At 64.2% G+C, this 19,144-nt stretch carries 17 protein-coding genes; 8 read left to right on the top strand and 9 right to left on the bottom strand.

Features of this window, described 5'->3' with window-relative positions; all coding sequences use genetic code 11:
* The first annotated feature begins 50 nt into the window (after positions 1-50).
* From EOA19_RS03815 to EOA19_RS03780, 7 genes are all read left to right on the top strand, one after another.
* Entirely contained in the window at positions 51-968 is a 918-nt protein-coding gene (locus EOA19_RS03815) for a 3-keto-5-aminohexanoate cleavage protein (protein WP_023810589.1), read from the top strand.
* Positions 969-990: 22 nt separating this feature from the next.
* Positions 991-1,620, top strand: coding sequence for an HD domain-containing protein (locus tag EOA19_RS03810; protein ID WP_128302745.1), 630 nt, complete (start codon positions 991-993; stop codon positions 1,618-1,620).
* Positions 1,617-2,720 carry a carnitine 3-dehydrogenase gene (locus tag EOA19_RS03805; RefSeq protein ID WP_023810591.1) on the top strand — a complete coding sequence of 368 codons (1,104 nt, stop codon included), beginning with the start codon at positions 1,617-1,619 and terminating at the stop codon, positions 2,718-2,720. The genes EOA19_RS03810 and EOA19_RS03805 overlap by 4 nt, the downstream gene beginning before the upstream one ends.
* A gap of 4 nt (positions 2,721-2,724) precedes the next feature.
* Positions 2,725-3,888, top strand: coding sequence for an acyl-CoA dehydrogenase (locus EOA19_RS03800; RefSeq protein WP_128302744.1), 1,164 nt, complete (start codon positions 2,725-2,727; stop codon positions 3,886-3,888).
* A 3-nt stretch (positions 3,889-3,891) separates the two neighbouring features.
* Positions 3,892-5,970: an acetate--CoA ligase family protein gene (locus EOA19_RS03795; RefSeq protein WP_128302743.1), complete on the top strand. Its 2,079-nt coding sequence runs from the start codon at positions 3,892-3,894 to the stop codon at positions 5,968-5,970.
* Positions 5,963-6,745: a carnitinyl-CoA dehydratase gene (locus EOA19_RS03790; protein ID WP_023810594.1), complete on the top strand. Its 783-nt coding sequence runs from the start codon at positions 5,963-5,965 to the stop codon at positions 6,743-6,745. Before EOA19_RS03795 ends, EOA19_RS03790 begins: the two co-directional genes overlap by 8 nt.
* A gap of 208 nt (positions 6,746-6,953) precedes the next feature.
* Entirely contained in the window at positions 6,954-7,889 is a 936-nt protein-coding gene (locus EOA19_RS03780) for an alpha/beta hydrolase (protein WP_128302742.1), read from the top strand.
* A 28-nt stretch (positions 7,890-7,917) separates the two neighbouring features.
* Here EOA19_RS03780 and EOA19_RS03775 read toward each other — a convergent pair whose 3' ends face one another.
* The 5 genes from EOA19_RS03775 to EOA19_RS03755 form a co-directional block, all read right to left on the bottom strand.
* Positions 7,918-9,576 carry an FAD-binding dehydrogenase gene (locus EOA19_RS03775; protein WP_128302741.1) on the bottom strand — a complete coding sequence of 553 codons (1,659 nt, stop codon included), beginning with the start codon at positions 9,574-9,576 and terminating at the stop codon, positions 7,918-7,920.
* Between the two features lie 39 nt (positions 9,577-9,615).
* A complete protein-coding gene (locus EOA19_RS03770) occupies positions 9,616-10,602 on the bottom strand; it encodes a Gfo/Idh/MocA family oxidoreductase (RefSeq protein WP_128302740.1) in 987 nt (328 codons plus the stop codon).
* A 288-nt stretch (positions 10,603-10,890) separates the two neighbouring features.
* Positions 10,891-11,466 carry a YceI family protein gene (locus EOA19_RS03765; protein ID WP_128302739.1) on the bottom strand — a complete coding sequence of 192 codons (576 nt, stop codon included), beginning with the start codon at positions 11,464-11,466 and terminating at the stop codon, positions 10,891-10,893.
* Positions 11,467-11,536: 70 nt separating this feature from the next.
* The gene (locus tag EOA19_RS03760; protein ID WP_128302738.1) at positions 11,537-12,109 is read right to left on the bottom strand and encodes a cytochrome b; all 573 of its coding nucleotides are present in this window, start codon (positions 12,107-12,109) and stop codon (positions 11,537-11,539) included.
* A gap of 68 nt (positions 12,110-12,177) precedes the next feature.
* Complete coding sequence (locus EOA19_RS03755) at positions 12,178-13,068, bottom strand: LysR family transcriptional regulator (RefSeq protein WP_128302737.1); 891 nt, start codon at positions 13,066-13,068, stop codon at positions 12,178-12,180.
* Between the two features lie 94 nt (positions 13,069-13,162).
* Here EOA19_RS03755 and EOA19_RS03750 point away from each other — a divergent pair, with 94 nt between their 5' ends.
* Positions 13,163-14,158 (top strand): aldo/keto reductase, encoded by a 996-nt coding sequence (locus EOA19_RS03750; RefSeq protein ID WP_128302736.1) that lies wholly within the window; start codon positions 13,163-13,165, stop codon positions 14,156-14,158.
* A gap of 270 nt (positions 14,159-14,428) precedes the next feature.
* Here EOA19_RS03750 and EOA19_RS03745 read toward each other — a convergent pair whose 3' ends face one another.
* From EOA19_RS03745 to pheS, 4 genes are read right to left on the bottom strand one after another with little or no spacing between them, the layout of a single operon-like run.
* The gene (locus EOA19_RS03745) at positions 14,429-15,031 is read right to left on the bottom strand and encodes a nucleotidyltransferase family protein (protein ID WP_128302735.1); all 603 of its coding nucleotides are present in this window, start codon (positions 15,029-15,031) and stop codon (positions 14,429-14,431) included.
* Positions 15,032-15,068: 37 nt separating this feature from the next.
* Positions 15,069-17,546, bottom strand: a complete 2,478-nt coding sequence (pheT, locus tag EOA19_RS03740; protein WP_128302734.1) for a phenylalanine--tRNA ligase subunit beta — start codon at positions 17,544-17,546, stop codon at positions 15,069-15,071.
* Positions 17,543-17,965, bottom strand: coding sequence for a GFA family protein (locus EOA19_RS03735; RefSeq protein WP_023810604.1), 423 nt, complete (start codon positions 17,963-17,965; stop codon positions 17,543-17,545). The genes pheT and EOA19_RS03735 overlap by 4 nt, the downstream gene beginning before the upstream one ends.
* Complete coding sequence (gene pheS / locus EOA19_RS03730; protein ID WP_128302733.1) at positions 17,962-19,059, bottom strand: phenylalanine--tRNA ligase subunit alpha; 1,098 nt, start codon at positions 19,057-19,059, stop codon at positions 17,962-17,964. Before pheS ends, EOA19_RS03735 begins: the two co-directional genes overlap by 4 nt.
* Positions 19,060-19,144: the final 85 nt, after the last annotated feature.

The following is a 19,144-nucleotide window of genomic DNA, read 5'->3' as shown; positions in this document are numbered from 1 at the left end:
CCGGCAAGTCGGGCATTCTTGTGGTCTGTGTCTATTGGAGGAGAGTCCCCATGCCGCTTGCGATGAACCGCGAGGTTTTCATTACCTGTGCCGTGACCGGGTCCGGCGGCTCGCAGGATCGGAGCCCGCATGTGCCGCGCTCACCCAAGCAGATCGCCGATTCCGCCATCGATGCGGCCAAGGCGGGCGCCGCCATCGTGCACTGCCACGTCCGCGACCCCGAAACCGGCAAGCCCAGGCGCGATGTGCATCTCTACCGCGAAGTGACCGAGCGCATCCGCGCGGCAGAAGTTGACGTCATCCTCAACCTGACCGCCGGCATGGGCGGCGACATGGTGTTCGGATCGCCGGAAGCGCCGCTGCCGCTCAACGAAAAAGGCACCGACATGGGCGGCGCCACCAACCGCATGGAACATGTGCGCCAGTGCCTGCCGGAAATCTGCACGCTCGACTGCGGCACCATGAACTTCGCCGAAGCCGATTATGTCATGACCAACACGCCCGGCATGCTGCGCGCCATGGGCGGCATGATGACGGCGCTGGGCGTCAAGCCGGAGATCGAGGCTTTCGACACCGGTCATCTGTGGTTCGCCAAGCAGCTGGTCGAGGAAAAGGTGCTCAATCCGGATGCGCTGGTGCAGCTCTGCATGGGCGTGCCGTGGGGTGCGCCCGACGACCTCAACACCTTCATGGCGATGGTCAACAATGTGCCGTCGACCTGGAATTGGTCGGCCTTTGCCATCGGCCGCAACCAGATGGCCTATGCTGCTGCGGCAGTGCTGGCCGGCGGCAATGTCCGCGTCGGTCTCGAAGACAATCTCTGGCTCGACAAGGGCGTGCTGGCGACCAATGCGCAGTTGGTCGAGCGCGCCGCCAGCATCGTCACCAATCTCGGCGCCAGGATTCTTGGGCCGGAAGAGGTGAGGCAGAAGCTCAACCTTACCAAGCGGGCGCCGATCGCGGCATAAATTATTCGTCGGGAGGGTCGGCATGACTACCGTAAAATTCACCGCGATGAAGGATGGCGACCGGGACGACTACGAGTTCCTGACCGCGCATGAGATCGACTACGCGGCCAGGACCGGCGAGCGGCTGCTCGATGCGCTGGTGCAGCTCGACGCGGGCCTGTCGGGCTACAAGATCACCCGGCTCGGCCATTCGCTGCAGGCGGCGACGCGTGCCTGGCGCGACGGCGCCGACACCGACTGGATCGCCTGCGCGCTACTGCACGACATCGGCGACATCTATGCGCCTTACAATCACGACGAATATGCCGCTTCGATCCTGAAACCCTTCGTGCGCGAACAATGCACCTGGGTGGTGGAAAAGCATGGCGACTTCCAGCGGCTCTACTATGCCCATCACCTCGGCGGTAACCGCCATGCGCGCGACCGCTTTGCCGGCCACGTCTATTTTGACGATTGCGACCAGTTTTGCGAGCGCTGGGACCAGTCGAGCTTCGACCCCGACTATGACACGCTGCCGATCGAATTCTTTCGGCCCTTCGTCCTCGAAGTCTTTGCCCGCAAGGCATACGACCCGTCCGTGATCCGCGCCGGCGAACGCGTGCCGCTCATAGATCCCACAACCGCCATGACCAGAACCGGAGCTTCCGCATGAGCATCATCAACAAGGCAGCCGCCATCGGTGGCGGCGTCATCGGCGCCGGCTGGGTGGCGCGGCTGCTGCTCAACGGCATCGACGTGTCGATCTTCGATCCCGATCCCGAGGCGTCGCGCAAGGTCGGCGAAGTGATGAAGGGCGCGCGCCGCGCCTACAAGCAGATGGTGCCCGGCGGTTTGCCGAAAGAGGGCAAGCTGACCTTTGCCAAGACCATCGCCGAGGCAGTGGCCGATGCCGATTTCATTCAGGAAAGCGTGCCGGAACGGCTCGACCTCAAGCACCGGGTGCTCGCCGAGATCGATACCCACGCGCCGGCCAATGCGATTGTCGGTTCCTCGACCTCCGGCATCAAGCCAACCGACATGCAGGTGGCTATGAAGAAGCATCCGGAGCGGCTGGTGGTCGGCCATCCGTTCAACCCGGTCTATCTCCTGCCGCTGGTCGAGATCGTGGGCGGCGAGCAGACCTTTCCCGAGGCGATCGAGGTCGCCAAGGAGATGTATGCCTCGATCGGCATGAAGCCGGTCGTCATCCGCAAGGAGATCGAGGCCTTCGTCGGCGACCGCCTGCTCGAAGCGGCATGGCGCGAGGCGCTGTGGCTGATCAAGGACGGCATCTGCACGGTCGAGGAACTCGACGACATCATGCGCTACGGCTTCGGCCTGCGTTGGGCGCAGATGGGCATGTTCCAGGTCTATCGCGTCGCCGGCGGCGAGGCCGGCATGCGCCACTTCATGGCGCAGTTCGGGCCCTGCCTGAAATGGCCATGGACCAAGCTGATGGATGTGCCGGAGTTCAACGACGAGTTGGTCGACCTGATCGCCACGCAGTCGGACGACCAGGCGCATGGCCTGTCGATCCGCGAACTGGAAAAGATCCGCGACGACAATCTGGTCGCCATCATGGATGCGCTGTCGAAGCAGAACAAAGGCAAGGGCTGGGGCGCCGGCGCCCTGCACAAGGACTATACCAGGCAGTTGGCCAAGCTGGCGGCGAAGAAGCCCACGGCCTCCAAGGCGGCCGAGAAGGCCAAAGCCTTGAAACCGGTCAAGAGAGCCGAAAAGCCGAAGAAAAAGACCGGCAAGAAGAAAGGCTGAGAGCATGGATTTCGGGCTGTCGGAGGAACAGAGGCTCATCGTCGAGACGACGCGTGCGTTCGTCGAGAACGAGCTTTACCCGCATGAGCGCGAGGTCGAGCGCACCGGCGTGCTGCGCCGCGACCTGATCGAGGAGATCAAGGTTAAGGCGATCGAAGCCGGGCTCTATGCCGCCAACATGCCGGCCGATGTCGGTGGTGCAGGCCTCGATACGGTGACCTGGCTGCTCTACGAAAAGGAGCTTGGCCGCGCCAATTATGCACTGCACTGGACCTGCGTGGCGCGCCCCTCCAACATCCTCCTGGCCGGCACGCCGGAGCAGCGCGAAAAGTACCTGTTCCCCTGCATCCGCGGCGAGAAATGGGACTGTCTGGCGATGACCGAGCCGGGCGCAGGCTCCGATTTGCGCGGCATGAAGGCGACGGCGGTGCAGGACGGCGACGACTGGGTGCTGAACGGCACCAAGCATTTTATCTCCCACGCCGACCTCGCCGACTTTGCCATCGTTTTCATGGCCTCAGGCGAAGAGGATTCGCCGCGAGGCAAACGCAAGAAGATCACCGCCTTCTTCGTCGACAAAGGGACGAAGGGCTTCACCGTCCGCGATGGCTACCGCAACGTCTCGCATCGCGGCTACACCAACGCCATCCTCGAATTCGACGATTGCCGGCTGCCCGCCGCCCAAGTGTTGGGCGAAGTCCACAAGGGTTTCGACGTCGCCAATTCCTGGCTCGGCGCCACCCGGCTGCAGGTCGGCGCCACTTGCCTCGGCCGCGCCGAGCGGGCGCTTGGCCATGCCGTGGAATACGCCGCGCAGCGCCAGCAGTTCGGCCAGCAGATCGGCAAGTTCCAGGGCGTGTCGTTCAAGCTGGCCGATATGGCGACCGAATTGAAGGCCGCCGACCTGATGGTGTTCGAAGCCGGCTGGAAGTACGATCAGGGCACGGTCACCGACCAGGACATGGCCATGGCCAAGCTGAAGGCCACCGAAATGCTCGCTTTCGTCGCCGATGAGGCGATCCAGATCCATGGCGGCATGGGGCTGATGGACGATCTGCCGCTGGAGCGCATCTGGCGCGACGCCCGCGTCGAGCGCATCTGGGAGGGCACGTCGGAAATCCAGCGCCACATCATTTCACGGGCGCTGCTGCGTCCGTTTGGGGCATAACATATGCATAAACTTGAGCGTCTCCTGCGGCCGAAATCGGTTGCCGTGTTCGGCGGTGCGCAGGCCGCGGCCGTCGTCGCCCAATCGATCAAGATGGGCTTTGCCGGCGAGATCTGGCCGGTGCATCCGACCAAGGACGAGGTCGCGGGCCGCAAGGCCTATCGTTCAGTCGCCGATTTGCCTGACGCGCCGGACGCCGCCTTTGTCGGCGTCAACCGGCATTTGACCATCGAGGTGGTCAAGGCGCTGGCCGAACGCGGCGCCGGGGGCGCCGTCTGCTTTGCCGCCGGCTTCCTCGAAACCGAAGCCTATGACGATGATGGCGAGCGGCTGCAGGCCGAACTGGTCGCGGCGGCCGGCTCGATGCCGATCATCGGGCCGAATTGCTATGGCCTGATCAATTATGCCGACGGCGCGCTTCTGTGGCCCGACCAGCATGGCGGCATAAGGCTGGCCGAGGGCGGCAAGGGCGTCGCCATCATCACCCAGTCCTCCAACATCGCCATCAACATGACCATGCAGAAGCGCGGCCTGCCGATCGCCTTCCTGATGACCGCCGGCAACCAGGCGCAGACCGGCCTGTCCGAAATGGCGCTCGGCCTGATCGAGGACGAGCGGGTCACGTCGCTCGGCCTGCACATCGAGGCCTTCGATTCGGTAGCCGGCTTCGAAAGGCTGGCGGCACGAGCCCGCGAGCTGAAAAAACCGATCATCGCCATGAAGGTCGGCCGTTCCGAACAGGCCAGGCAGGCGACCGTCTCGCACACCGCCTCGCTGGCCGGCTCGGATGCGGCCTCGGGCGCTTTCCTGCAGCGGCTCGGCATTGCGCGTGTCGATTCGATCCCCGCCTTTATCGAGGCGCTGAAGCTGCTGCACATCACCGGACCTTTGCCCGGCTATAGGCTGTCGTCGATGAGCTGCTCGGGCGGCGAGGCTTCCGTCATGGCCGACAGCGCCGAAGGGCGCTGGGTCAATTTCCCTGTGCTGATCGACAGCCACCGCGCCCATGTCAAATCGACGCTCGGGCCGCTGGTCGCGGTCGCCAACCCGCTCGACTACCACACCTTCATCTGGAACAACGAGCCGGCGATGACCGCCACCTTCACGGCCATGGTGTCGGGTGGTTTCGACCTCAACATGCTGGTGCTGGATTTTCCGCGCCCCGACCGCTGCTCGGTCACCGACTGGTGGGCGACGCTGCGCGCCTTCGAATCGGCGCTGAAGACCAACAAGGCGCATGGTGCGATCGTCTCCTCGCTGCCGGAGAACCTGCCGGAGGAGTACACGGCCGAGCTGATGGCGCGCGGCATGGTGCCGTTGTTCGGCATTTCGGAAGCCATGGATGCCGCCGGGGCGGCGGCCTTCATCGGCTGGGCTTGGGCTGAACCGCAGGCGCAGCCGATCGACACGTCCGCATCCGGTGCGCCTGGCGGCGACCACGTCACGCCCGATGAGGCCGAGGCGAAGTCACGGCTGATCAAGGCTGGCCTGCCGGTGCCGAAGGGCGAACGCGCCGCCAATGCGGTCGAGGCGGTGATCTCTTCCATGGCGCTCGGCTTCCCGGTGGCGTTGAAGGCGCTCGGCGTCACTCACAAATCCGAAGTTGGCGCTGTCAGGCTCAATCTCAGGGATGCCGAATCCGTCAGCACCGCAGCGCATGACCTGCTGCCGCTCGGCACCGGGCTCTATGTCGAGCGCATGGTGCGCGACGGTGTCGCTGAACTGATCGTCGGCTTCACCCGCGATCCGATGTTCGGCGCGGTGATGACCTTGGGCACAGGCGGCGTGCTGGTCGAGCTGTTGCGCGACAGCGTCACGCTGATGCTGCCGGCAACCCGCGACGACATCGAGGCGGCGTTGCGCGGCCTGAAGCTGTTCCCGCTGCTCGAAGGCTATCGCGGCCGGCCGAAGGCCGATGTCCAGGCCGCCATCGACGCCATTTCGGGCATTGCCGCCTTCGTGCAGCAGAATGCCGGTGAGATCGAGGAACTCGACATCAACCCGCTGATCGTCTGCGCGGAGGGCAAAGGCGCCTGGATCGCCGACGCACTGCTGGTGCTGGGAGAGAACAAGAATGTCTGACGTCATTTCGACCCGCCGCGAGGGCACCATCCTCGAAGTCACGCTCGACCGGCCCAAGGCCAACGCCATCGACCTGAAGACCTCGCGGCTGATGGGCGAGACCTTCAAGGCATTCCGAGACGATCCGGAATTGCGCGTCGCCATCGTCAAGACCGCAGGCGACAAGTTCTTCTGCGCCGGCTGGGATTTGAAGGCCGCTGCAGGCGGCGATGCGGTCGACGGCGACTATGGCGTCGGCGGCTTTGCCGGGCTACAGGAATTGCGCGACCTCAACAAGCCGGTGATCGCTTGCGTCAACGGCATGGCGGTGGGCGGCGGCTTCGAACTGGCGCTTTCCTGCGACCTCATCTACGCCTCCGGCCATTCCTCCTTCGCGCTGCCCGAAATCCGCGCCGGCACGCTGGCCGATGCGGCAACGATCAAGCTGCCGAAGCGCATCCCCTACCATGTCGCCATGGACCTGCTGCTGACCGGCCGCTGGATGGATGTCGCTGAAGCGCATCGCTGGGGCCTGGTCAACGAAGTGCTGCCCAAGGAGAAGCTCGAGGAGCGCGTCTGGGAGATCGCCCGGCTGCTGGCCGGCGGCCCGCCGCTGGTGTTTGCCGCGATCAAGGAGACGGCGCGCGTGGCCGAGGCGCTGACCTTCCAGGATGCGATGAACAGGGTGACGCGGCGCCAGTTGGCGACGGTCGATGCACTCTACGGCTCCGAGGACGGCATGGAAGGCTTTCGTGCGTTTGCGGAAAAGCGCGATCCGGTGTGGAAGGGGAAGTAGTGGGAACGATGGCGTCCCGTCACACCCCCCTCTGCCCTGCCGGGCATCTCCCCCGCAAGGGGGGAGATTGGATGTCGTTTCTGCTTTCGCCAATCGTCAACGTTGCAAGAAGAGCACCGCGATCGAAACTGCCAATCTCCCCTCTTGCGGGGGAGATGGCCGGCAGGCCAGAGGGGGGTGCCCAGGTTCGACTTCGGCAGCCTCACTCATGACCGACTACAAAACCCTCATCGACGCCGAGACCTGGGCCTTCATCGAGCGCACCAATTCCTATTACCCGCCGGATACAATCGACTACACGATCGCGCAGCAGCGCGAGATCTACGACCGCATGTGCCGCGAATTCTTTGCCGGCTATCACGACGGCGTTGCTGTCGAAACCTCAGCCATCGCGACGTCCACGCACGATATCCCGACCCGTATCTATCGAAGCCCACTCCAGGCAGCCGTGACGGTGCTCTATGTCCATGGCGGCGGCTTCATCCTCGGCGGACTGGACAGCCATGACGATGTCTGCGCCGAGCTTTGTGCCCGCACCGGCTATGAGGTGGTCTCGGTCGATTATCGGCTGGCGCCTGAACATCTGCATCCGGCCGCCTTCGACGATTTGATGAGCGCTTTCGAATGGGCCGCCGCGACCCCTTCGCACCCGATCCTGCTGTGCGGCGACAGCGCCGGCGGCAATCTCTGCGCCGCCGTCAGCCATGCAACGCGCGGCCATTCGAAAAGGCCGATCGGCCAGGTTCTGATCTATCCCGGCCTCGGCGGCGACCGGTCGCAAGGATCGTACATAACGCATGCCGAAGCGCCGATGCTGACCACGCGCGATCTCGAATTCTACAACATCCGCACCGGCGGGCAAGACGGCACCGGCGACATCACGCAGTCGCCGCTTGCCGATGCCGATTTTGCCAACCTGCCGCCGACAGTGCTGATCACCGCGCAATGCGATCCCCTGTCGTCCGACGGCGAAGCCTATCGCGACCGCATCGTCGCGGCCGGCGGACGGGCATATTGGTTCGAGGAACCAGGGCTGGTGCATGGCTATCTCAGAGCCCGGCACACGGTGGGCCGCGCCCGAGCGAGTTTTACCCGGATCGTCGATGCGGTGGCCGCCCTTGGACAGGGCGCCTGGCTCTGGTGAGCGGTTTTATCGTCTCGCGGTTTGGACCTTATTGCACGGCCGCCGCCGCCGCCCGGCCGGCGCTGCGGCCGGAAAAGATGCAGCCGCCGAGGAAGGTACCCTCAAGCGCCGCGTAGCCATGCACGCCGCCGCCGCCGAAACCGGCGGCTTCACCGACAGCGTAGAGCCCCGCAACCGGCTGGCCATCGGCACCCAGCACGCGGCTGTCGAGATCGGTCTGCAGGCCGCCCAGCGTCTTGCGGGTCAGGATGTTGAGGCGCACCGCGATCAGCGGGCCGTTTGCCGGATCGAGCATCTTGTGCGGCTTGGCCGTGCGGATCAGGCGGTCGCCGAGATAGGCGCGCGCCCCGCGCAGGGCGCTGATTTGCATGTCCTTGGAGAACGGGTTGTCCAGCTGCCGGTCGCGGGCGCGGATTTCGCGCTCGACCTGGGCCACCTCAAGAAGCGGCTCACCGCCGGCAAGCGCGTTCATGCGCGCGACCAGCGCCGGCAAATCAGCCTCGACGATGAAATCCTCGCCCTTCTCCATGAACGCCTTGACCGGACCCGGAATGCCAGATGTGGCGCGGCCGAGCACCTGGCGCCAGCTCTTGCCGGTCAAATCAGGGTTCTGCTCGGAGCCCGACAGCGCGAACTCCTTCTGGATGATCTTTTTGGTCAGGATGAACCAGGAATAGTCAAAGCCTGTGCTCATGATGTGGGAGAGCGTGCCCAGCGTGTCGAAACCGGGATAGAGCGGCACCGGCAAGCGCTTGCCGCGCGCATCGAGCCACAGCGATGACGGGCCGGGCAGGATGCGTATCGCATGGTCGGTCCAGATCGGCGCCCAGTTCCTGATGCCCTCGACATAGTGCCACATGCGGTCGCGGTTGACGATCGAGCCGCCGGCCCGTTCGGTGATCGCCAGCATGCGGCCGTCGACATGGTCGGGCACACCGGTGATCATGCGCTTGGGCGCCGTGCCAAGCCGCTTGGGCCAATTCTCCCGCACCAGTTGATGGTTGGCGCCGATGCCGCCGGAGGCGACGATCACCGCTTGGGCGTGAAGCTCGAAATCACCTGATATTTCGCGCGAACTCTTGTGGCCGCGCTCGACAGCGCTGGGCTGCAGGATGTCGCCACGCACACCGGTCACAACAGCACCCGTCCGCGTCAGTTCATTGACCCGATAACGGAACTTGAAGCTTATCAATCCGCGTTTTTGCGCCTCGCGCACGCGCTGCACGAACGGTTCGAGAACGCCGGGGCCGGTGCCCCAGGTGATGTGGAAGCGCGGCACCGAATTGCCGTGGCCGATGGCATTGCCGCCGCCGCGCTCGGCCCAGCCGACCACGGGGAAGAATTTCAGGCCGCGCTGCATCAGCCAGGAGCGTTTTTCGCCGGCGGCAAAGCCGACATAGGCTTCCGCCCATTTGCGCGGCCAGAAATCCTCGGGCCGATCGAAAGCCGCGGTGCCCAGCCAGTCTTCCAGCGCCAGGTCATGCGAATCGCGGATGCGCATGCGCCGCTGCTCGGGCGAATCGACGAGGAAAAGGCCGCCGAACGACCAGAACGCCTGGCCGCCGAGCGACTGCTCCGGCTCCTGGTCGACGATGATGATTCTCTTGCCGGCCTCGGCAAGCTCGGCGGCGGCAACCAGCCCGGCAAGGCCAGCGCCGACAATGATCACGTCCGCATCGTCAGCCATCTTTCCTCCCAGAATTAGCCGGTTACTTTATTGCCGGGGTCAGACGGTCTCCCAGCCGTCCGTGCCGCCGGCGCGGAAGATGGCATCGATGACTTTCTGGTTGAGCACGGATTCCTCCAGCGTGAAGACGCGCTCCTTGCCGCCCTGTGCCGCACGCGCGAAGGTCTCGACCTCCAGCCGGTACTGCTGCGTGCCGGGAAAGCGGAACACCTGCGCCTCGGAGTGGTTCTGGTTGTGCAGTTCGACGCGGTGGTGGTCGTAGAGCCCGGCATTGAAAGGCGAGAACAACTCGATGAAACCCTTCTCACCGTGGAACACCATGACCTGGCGCGCCGCCATCTGCGTCGACAGGTAGAAGGACAGTTCGAAGTCACCGAAATCGGCGCGGATCGAGGAGTAGATGTCGGTGCCGAATGTCTTGTCGCGCTCGATCGTCGCCTGCACGCGCAGCGGCTCCTTGCCGGTCGAAAAGCGCGTCGACACGGTCGGGTAGACGCCGATGTCGGGCAGCGCGCCGCCGCCGAGGTCGAGCTGGTTGCGCATGTTGCTGGGGTCGACGTTGTAGTAGGAGAAGGCACCCTGCACATGGCGCAGCCGGCCGATGGCGCCGCTGGCGATGAGGTCGCGTACCTTGATCCATTGCGGGTGGTAGATGACCATGAAGGCCTCGCAGACCAGCACCTTTTTCTGGTCGCGCAGCTTGATCAGCGGAAGAATGTCCTTGGCGTCGAGCGCCAGCGGTTTTTCGACCAGCACGTGCTTGCCGGCTTCGATGGCCTTGGCCGCCCACTCGACATGCTGCGAGGTCGGCAGCGGGATGTAGACGCCGTCTACTTCGTTCGAGGCGAGCAGTTCCTCATAGGAGCCGAAGGCATGCCGCGCACCGAAGCGGTCGGCCAGCGCCTTGGCCTTCGACAGGTCGCGGCTGGCGATCGCCGACAGCACGCCGTTCTCCGCCTCGACCATGGCCGGCAACAAATGCTCGCGGCCGATCTTGGCCGTCGACAACACACCCCATCGGAACATCAGGCTTCTCCATCACGATTACAGGCAACGAGGTTTGCCCGAAATCGGGAGAAAAGCCAATTCGAGACTGTCCAACGAACCGCGCCTTCGTCATCCTCGGGCTTGACCCGAGGATCCATGCCGCGACATCCGCCAAGGAATGCAGCGGAACGGATTCTGGACCGTGGCAACGCCTTGATGTCGCGGCATGGATCCTGGGGTCTGCGCCGCGTCGCTTCGCTCCTTGCTACGCCCCAGGATGACGCTGCGCGAGGTGTGTCTGCCAATCGCAAAGGTGCTGACAGAGAGCTAACCCCTTTTGCCGGTCAGCGTCATATCGAAGTCGACGATGTTGGAATAGATCGGCGTGCCGACATCCATGCCGTAGCGTGACCTCAACACCTTGCCGGTGACATGGAATTTTATGGTGCCAGCCTTGAGACCGCCAAGCTCGGCCGTGAATTTTTCCGGAAACGTTTTGCCGCGCGCCGTCAGCCGGCCGCTGACGAGGGCCGTGGTGTCGCTGGTTCGGGTCACGCTGGTCGAGCGGAACTGGATTTCCGGGTTCTTGGCGGCATCGAACACCGCGTCAGAGCGCAGGAAGGCATCGATACGGCCCTGGCCGGTGCCGACGCTTTCGGGAAAGATGGTGAAATTGACCTGCGAGCGCCCGACATCGCTGTTGTCGATGCGGATCGACCCCTTGAAGCGAGCAAAGGCGCCATTGAGGCCGCCGCCGCCGACCTTGTCGATGGAGAAGCGGATGCTGGAGCTGGCCGGGCTGATCGAATAGCTGCCGGCGGCGTCATCAAGCGCGACGGCCGCTGAAACAGGCATGGCAAGGCAAGCGGCGACCGCCGCAAATCCGAGGATGCGCGTGTACATGGGGATGTTCCTTGTTGGAGGCAGCGCATTTCTTGCGCCCCTCACTCCATGAACGAATGAACCGCTCGCTCTATTCCGGATCTGACGAAGGCGTGATCATGCGCGTGAGCACGCCATCCCGGAGTTGGAAATGATGCCGCAGTGCCGCCGCGACGTGGAGAGCCACGAGCGCCATACCGGCATAGGCGAGATACCAATGCGCCGCCGCCCAGAAGCTTTCGGCACCATCCGATTCGGCCAGCGGCAGGTTCGGCATGACGAACAGGTTGAACGGCAGGCTGGGGATCTCCAGCATCGAGACCGACACCAGCGCCCAGCCGGACAAGGGCAAGGCAAGCTGGAATGAGTAGAGCGCAAAATGGGCCAACGGTGCTGCCCGACGTTCCACAGACCCGACCGAACGCGGCAGCGCCGGCGTTGCATTGCCCAGGCGCCAGGCGATGCGCAGGATGATCAGGCCGAGCAGCAGAAAGCCGAAGGATTTGTGCAGCTGGATCAGCTCGAAGGCGGTGCGCTGGCTGGTCAGCCGCACCATGACGAAGCCGAGTCCGAACTGGCCGATGAAGATGAGCGCAATCAGCCAGTGGAGAATGATCGCGCCCCAGCCGTAGCTGGTCGTGCTGTTGGTGATCGATGCTTGCATGGGACGTGAACGAATGTAGGGGCCGGTTTCTTCCGGCGCCTCACCGTTGTGGGGGGTGAAGTGCGCACCTATCCACTCACCTTGAAGAAATCGACGAAGGCGCGCAGCGCCGGGCGCATCTGCCGGCGGCTCGGATAATAGACGAAGAAGCCGTCGAAGGGCGGGCACCAATCCTCCAGCACGCGGATCAGCCTGCCGTCGGCGAGCGGTGCGCGGACATAATCCTCAAAGACGAAGGCAAGCCCAGCGCCGTCGACCGCCGCCTGCGCGATCAGATGATCCTCATCGAGGATCAGCGGTCCCTCCACCGCCATCTCGATCGTCTCGCGGCCTTTCTCGAATTCCCAGCGGTAGAGGATGCCGCTGGAGAAGCGGAAGCGGATGCAGCGGTGGCCGGCCAGGTCGCGCGGGTGGCGCGGCTTGGGGCTCGCCTCGAAATAGACCGGGGCGCCAACCACCGCGCCGCGAAGGTCCGGCCCGATGCGCACCGCGATCATGTCGCCCTGCAGGCTCTCGCCCAGCCTGACGCCAGCATCGAAGCCGCCTTCCACCACGTCGGTGAAGCGGTCCTCGATGACAATCTCCAGCACGATATCGGGATAGGCCGCAGCAAAGGCGCCGAGCCGCGGCGTCAGCGCCAAATGGGCCGCGGTGCGCGGCACGGTCAGCCGCAGATTGCCGGCCGGTCGGTCGCGCGTCTCGATTGCCGCCTCCAGCGCCAGATCGATCTCCGACAGCGCCGGCCGCAGCCGCTCCAGCAACTGCGCACCTTCTTCGGTCGGCGCGACGCTGCGCGTGCTGCGCGCCAGCAGCCTAACGCCAAGCCGCGCCTCCAGGCTGGACACCGCATGGCTGACCGCCGACGGCGCGATGGCTAGCTCCTTGGCTGCGCCGCGAAAGCTGCCGCATTGGGCGACGGTTGCCAGCACGGCCAATTGGGAAAGATGTGCGCGATTCATTGATCTATCTTTTAGGACAGCCTGTACAAATGAAAGCCGATTATCGAACACACGGCAAGGCGCTATTTCCCGCATCGCAACAAGGAGACGCGTTATGCAAACCCGCAAGCTAGGAACTGAATTGAACGTCTACCCCGTCGGCCTCGGCTGCATGGGCATGAGCTTCGCCTATGGCGGCCAAGCGGAAGCCGATGCGATCGCCACGCTGCACCGCGCCGTCGACATCGGCGTCAATTTCTTCGACACGGCGGAAGTCTATGGCCCTTACGAGAACGAGATCCTGCTCGGCAAGGCGCTGAAGTCGGTGCGTGACAAGGTGACGATCGCGACAAAATTCGGCTTCAAGATTTTGGAGGAAGGCACAGGCCTCGACCGCATGGCGGGCGTCGACAGCCGCCCCGAGCACGTCAAGGCGGTCGCCGAGGCCTCGCTGAAACGGCTGGGCACCGATGTGATCGACCTCTACTATCAGCACCGTGTCGACCCCAACGTGCCGATCGAGGATACGGTCGGCGCCATGGCCGAACTGGTGCGCGAGGGCAAGGTGCGCGCGCTTGGCCTGTCCGAGGCGAGTGCCGCGACCATCCGCCGGGCCCATGCCGTTCATCCGATATCGGCCGTGCAGAGCGAGTATTCGCTGTGGAGCCGCGACCCGGAAGACGAGGTGTTCGCCGTCTGCCGCGAGCTGGGCATCGGCTTCGTTCCCTACAGTCCGCTCGGCCGTGGCCTGCTGACCGGCACGATCGGCAAGCCCGAGGCCTTGAGCGACGACGACTGGCGCCGGACCTTGCCGCGCTTCCAAGCCGAGGCGATGGAAGCCAATGCCGCCGTCATCGCCACGTTGGAAAAGCTGGCTGTTGAAAAGGCCGTGACCTCGGCGCAGCTGGCGCTGGCCTGGGTGCTGCATCAGGGCGATTTCATCGTGCCGATCCCCGGTGCAAGAAGGATCCGCCATCTCGAGCAGAATGCGGCAGCGGCCGGGATCGCGCTGAGCGCGGTCGAGGTGCAGGCGATTGGCGATGCGCTGTCGCCCGACAAGGTGGTCGGTAGGCGCTATGCGCAGAAGGAGTTGGCGCTGGTGAATGGGTGAAAGCTGGTGAGTAAGCGGAAAAGGGTGCTTCGGCGCCCCTTTTCATGCGCGATGGTGCAGAAGGTTGCGTGACGTTGGCGCGAGGCACCCCCCTCTGTCCTGCCGGACATCTCCCCCGCAAGGGGGGAGATCGGATGTCACGCCGGCTTTCGCCAATCACCAACGTTGCAAGAAGGGTGCCGCCGATGAAGTTGCCAATCTCCCTCCTTGCGGGGGAGATGGCCGGCAGGCCAGAGGGGGGGTGCCTCGCGCCAACATTCCGGCAACTCCCTACCAAGGCACGACAGTGGTCTCCGGCCAATACTCCTGGGCGCGTCTGCCCTTCACCTCATGCGTGCGCTGATTGTCCATCACCCGGTTCGGTGTGATGCGGAACGAAAAAATATCGTCAAGACCAAATGGAGCCACGATCTCGAGCTGCCCATCCGCATCGTATCGCACACCCACCGCATGGGTCTTCGACGCAAAATAGCTGACGGATTCGCTGGCGCTCGTATAGCGCGGGCACGGCTGTCCGAACTTCTGCGGATACCAAAGATGCACCCGCGCCTGGTTGCGCACCTCGACCGGCAGCGGCAGTCCTTCGAAATGCTTCTCCGCCCGGCGGATCACCGCATCCTCCGCCTCGTAGGATAGATCGGCGTCATCGAAATAAAACAGGTCGACATCCTTGATGCCGTAACCCGGGGGCTTGCCGGTCAGGTGGTTCCAGACACTGTTGTAGAGCGCGCCGGACACCACCAGCCAGTCCGGCAGGTCGAGCGTGCGAGCCCGCGCCAGCGCGTCGCGTAACAGCGGGTCGGCAAGCACGATGGCGAGAAACGCCGCGCGCTGTTCTTCGAAAGGAAGTCCGGAATAGCGCAGATGGTCCATCGCCCTTTGGAGAGCGATTCGCCATCTGCTCGCAAGGCTACCCGCGCAGAACGCCACCCGTCTGCTTGCCGACATTCTCGACGATACGCTTGGCCAGTGCCTCGAAATCCTCGTCGGTCAGTGTCTTTTCAACCGGCTGGATCGACACTTCGATTGCAATAGACTTCTTGCCCTCGCCCAGCGAAGCGCCTTCGAAGATGTCGAAGACCGAGACGGCGGTGATGAGCTTCTTGTCGGCGGCGAGCGCTGCGCGCACCAGCGTGCCGGCCTCGACCGTTTTGTCGACGACGAAAGCGAAGTCGCGCTTGACCGCCTGGAAGGGGGACAGTTCCAGTTTCGGCTTGGTTTTCGTCGGCTTGGTCTTCGGCTCGGGCACAGCATCGACAAACACTTCGAAGCCGCACAGCGGACCGGAAACATCGAGGCCTTCCAGCGTCTTCGGGTGGAATTCGCCGAAGGTGCCGAGCACGGTTTTCGGACCGAGCTTGATCGTGCCGGAACGGCCGGGATGATACCATGCCGGGCCGCCGGCCTCGATCTGCAGCCGCTCGACCGGCGCACCGCAGGCTTCGAGCGCGGCGATTGCGTCGGCCTTGGCGTCGAACACGCCGACCGCACCCGAATTGCCGGCCCAGTTGCGGCCGGAGCCGTCGAGCTTGGCGGTGCCGCGACGCACACCGGCGGCGACGCGCCGCTGTTGGTCGGCGCCGTCGCCCTCATAGGTGCCCGACACTTCGAACAGCGCCACGTCGCCAATACCCTTGTCGGCATTGCGCTGTGCAGCGGCGATCAGCCCGGGCAGCAGCGACGGCCGCATGTCGGACATGTCGGCGGCGATCGGGTTGGCGAGCTTCAGCGCGGTCTGGCCACCGCCGAACAGCTCGGCATGCTTGGCCGGAATGAACGACCAGGTGACGGCTTCCATCATGCCGCGCACGGCAAGCGCGCGCTTGGCGGTGCGGGTACGGACCTGCAGCGTGGTGAGTATCCTGGCGTTGACCGCGTCATGCGCACCGAGCGGCTGCGGCGCGATGTTGTCGACGCCGTGGATGCGCATGACTTCCTCGACCAGATCTGCCTTGCCATCGACGTCGGGGCGCCAGGACGGCACGGCGACGTCGAAGACGCCCGATATCTTTTCTTGAGACGAGAAATCTCGTGTGCCGGGCGGCGGAGCAACATAGTTGGCATGGGGTCGATAGGTTGGCTCTGCACTGAAACCCAGGCGCTCAAGGATAGAGAGGCTCTCATCCTCGTCGACCTCGATGCCGGTCAGCCGCTTCACTTCCGCCAGCGGGAAGGAAACGATCTTCGGCTGATAGTCGGCATAACCGACGACTTCCATTTCGGTCGGCGTGCCGCCGCAGAAATCGAGCACCAGTTTCGTTGCCAACTCGACGCCGGGAACCATGAATTCGGGGTCCACGCCGCGCTCGAAGCGGTAGCGCGCGTCGGTGATGATGCCGAGCGTGCGGCCGGTGCGCGCCGTGGTGATCGGATCCCAAAGGGCGGATTCGATCAGCACGTCGGTCGTGTTCTCGTCGCAGCCCGAATGCTCGCCGCCCATGATGCCGGCGATGGACTCGACGCCATTGTCATCAGCGATGACACACATTTCCGGCGTCAGCGTGTATTCGCGGCCGTCGAGCGCCTGCACCTTTTCACCATCGCGCGCGCGGCGCACGACGAGATTGCCGGCAACCTTGCTGGCGTCGAACACATGCAGCGGGCGTCCGCGGTCGAAGGTGACGTAGTTGGTGATGTCGACCAGCGCGCTGATGGGTCTCAGGCCAATGGCGATCAGCCGCTGCTGCAGCCATTTTGGCGACGGCCCATTCTTGACGCCCTTGACCAGGTTGAGCGCGAAGCCGGGGCAAAGCTCCGGCGCTTCGATCGTCACCTTGACCGGACACATGCCATTGCCGACATGCGGCATGATGGCGCCGCCAACGAGGCGGCCAAGCCCGCTCGCCGCCAGATCCCTGGCGATGCCATAGACGCTGGTGGCATCCGGCCGGTTCGGCGTCAAATTGATCTCGATGACCGGATCGTCGATATGCGCATAGGCGGCGAAGCTGGTGCCGACCGGCGCATCCTCGGGCAGGTCGATGATGCCGTTGTGTTCGTCTGACAGTTCCAGCTCGCGCTCGGAACACATCATGCCGTGGCTTTCGACCCCCCTGATCTTGCCGACCGCCAGCGTCACGTCGATGCCGGGCACATAGGTGCCGGGCGCGGCAAAGGCGCCGATCAGGCCAGCGCGGGCGTTTGGCGCGCCGCAGACGACCTGCACGGGTGGCTTGCCGTCGCCCGTATCGACGGTCAGCACGCGCAGCCGGTCGGCATCGGGATGCTGGACCGCCGTCAGCACCCTGGCGATGACGAAGGGCTTCAGGCTTGACTTGTCGTCGACATGCTCGACTTCGAGGCCGATCGAGGTCAGCCGCTCGACGATCTCGTCGAGCGTAGCGTCGGTCTCTAGGTGGTCCTTGAGCCAGGAGAGGGTGAATTTCATGGGGCTGTTCCGTCTGGTCTTTTGACGCTTGATTTCAGATGTCTCGGCAGGTCGTCGGACATATGCAGGTAGGGCAGCTGCTCGCCGACATAGGCATGCAGCGTGGGTTCAAAATCGGCTGGCATGTCCATGGCGCCGAGCATGAAGTAGATGTCGTCTTCCAGCCGCTCGTCGACATAGGCGATGGGTGAGCCGCAAGTGCCGCAGAACGAGCGCGTCACCGGGCCGTTCTCGAACATCTTCAGCGCCTTGCCGGTGAACGCGACCTGACCGGCCGGGAAGCCGACAAAGGCCGATACAGGCGCGCCGCTGGCCCGCCGGCAATCGCCGCAATGGCAATAGCTGACGTGGTGCGGTTCGGCCGATGCCTCGAACCGCACGGCGCCGCAGCGACAGCCGCCGGCGTAGGGCGCTGTCATGCGCTCAGGCCCCCAAACAGCGTCGGCATGTCGAGCGGCCTGAACCCGTAATGCGACAGCCAGCGCACGTCGGCATCGAAGAAGGCGCGCAGGTCCGGCATGCCGTATTTCAGCATGGCGATGCGGTCGATGCCCATGCCCCAGGCAAAGCCCTGATATTCGTCCGGATCGAGCCTGCCATGGCGCAGCACGTTGGGATGGACCATGCCGCAGCCGAGGATCTCCATCCAGTCGGAGCCTTCGCCGAAGCGCACTTCGCCCGGCCGCGAGCGGTCGCACTGGATGTCGACCTCGAGGCTCGGCTCGGTGAACGGGAAGAAGGACGGCCGGAAGCGCATCTTGACCTGCGGCACCTCGAAGAAGGCCTTGCAGAACTCCTCCAGCACCCACTTCATGTTGGCGACGTTGGCCGTCTTGTCGATCACCAGCCCCTCGACCTGATGGAACATCGGCGAGTGAGTGGCGTCCGAATCCTGGCGGTAAGTCTTGCCCGGAATGACGATGCGGATCGGCGGCTTCTTCGTCTCCATGGTGCGGATCTGCACCGGCGAAGTGTGCGTGCGCAAAAGCTTGCGCTCGCCCTTCTCGTCCGGCTGGAAGAAGAAGGTGTCGTGCATCTCGCGCGCCGGATGGCCTTCGGGGAAATTCAGCGCAGTGAAATTGTAGTAATCGGTCTCGATATCGGGACCTTCCGCGATGGAAAACCCGAGGTCGCCGAAGATCGCAGCGATCTCATCGATGACCTGGCTGATCGGGTGGATACGGCCGCGCTCGGCCGGCGACTGCCGCACCGGCAGCGTCACATCGACCCTTTCGGCGGCGAGGCGGGCGGTGATCGCCACATCTTTCAACTCGGCCTTGCGCACCGTCAGCGCATCTGTGACGCGGTTCTTGAGTCCGTTGATTGCGGGGCCTTTGACCTGACGCTCCTCAGCGGTCATGGCGCCAAGGGTCTTCAGCATCTCGGACACGGCGCCCTTCTTGCCGAAAGCAGCGATGCGCACGGCCTCGATGGCCGGCTCATCGGCGGCCGAGGCGATTTCGGCCAGAAGTGAGTTTTCAAGCGTATCCAGGCCAGTGGTTGCGTCGTTCACGGTCAAACTCGCTACGTTGGAAATCAGCTCAAAGTGAAAGTCACTTTTAAGTTGAAAGTTCAGGCAAAAGAAAAACCCGCGCCAG

Origin of the sequence: Mesorhizobium sp. M7A.F.Ca.US.010.02.1.1 (genome assembly GCF_004023085.1) — a bacterium.
In the GTDB taxonomy this organism is placed as follows: Bacteria; Pseudomonadota; Alphaproteobacteria; order Rhizobiales; family Rhizobiaceae; genus Mesorhizobium.
This window is presented reverse-complemented; position numbering and strand designations above follow the sequence as displayed.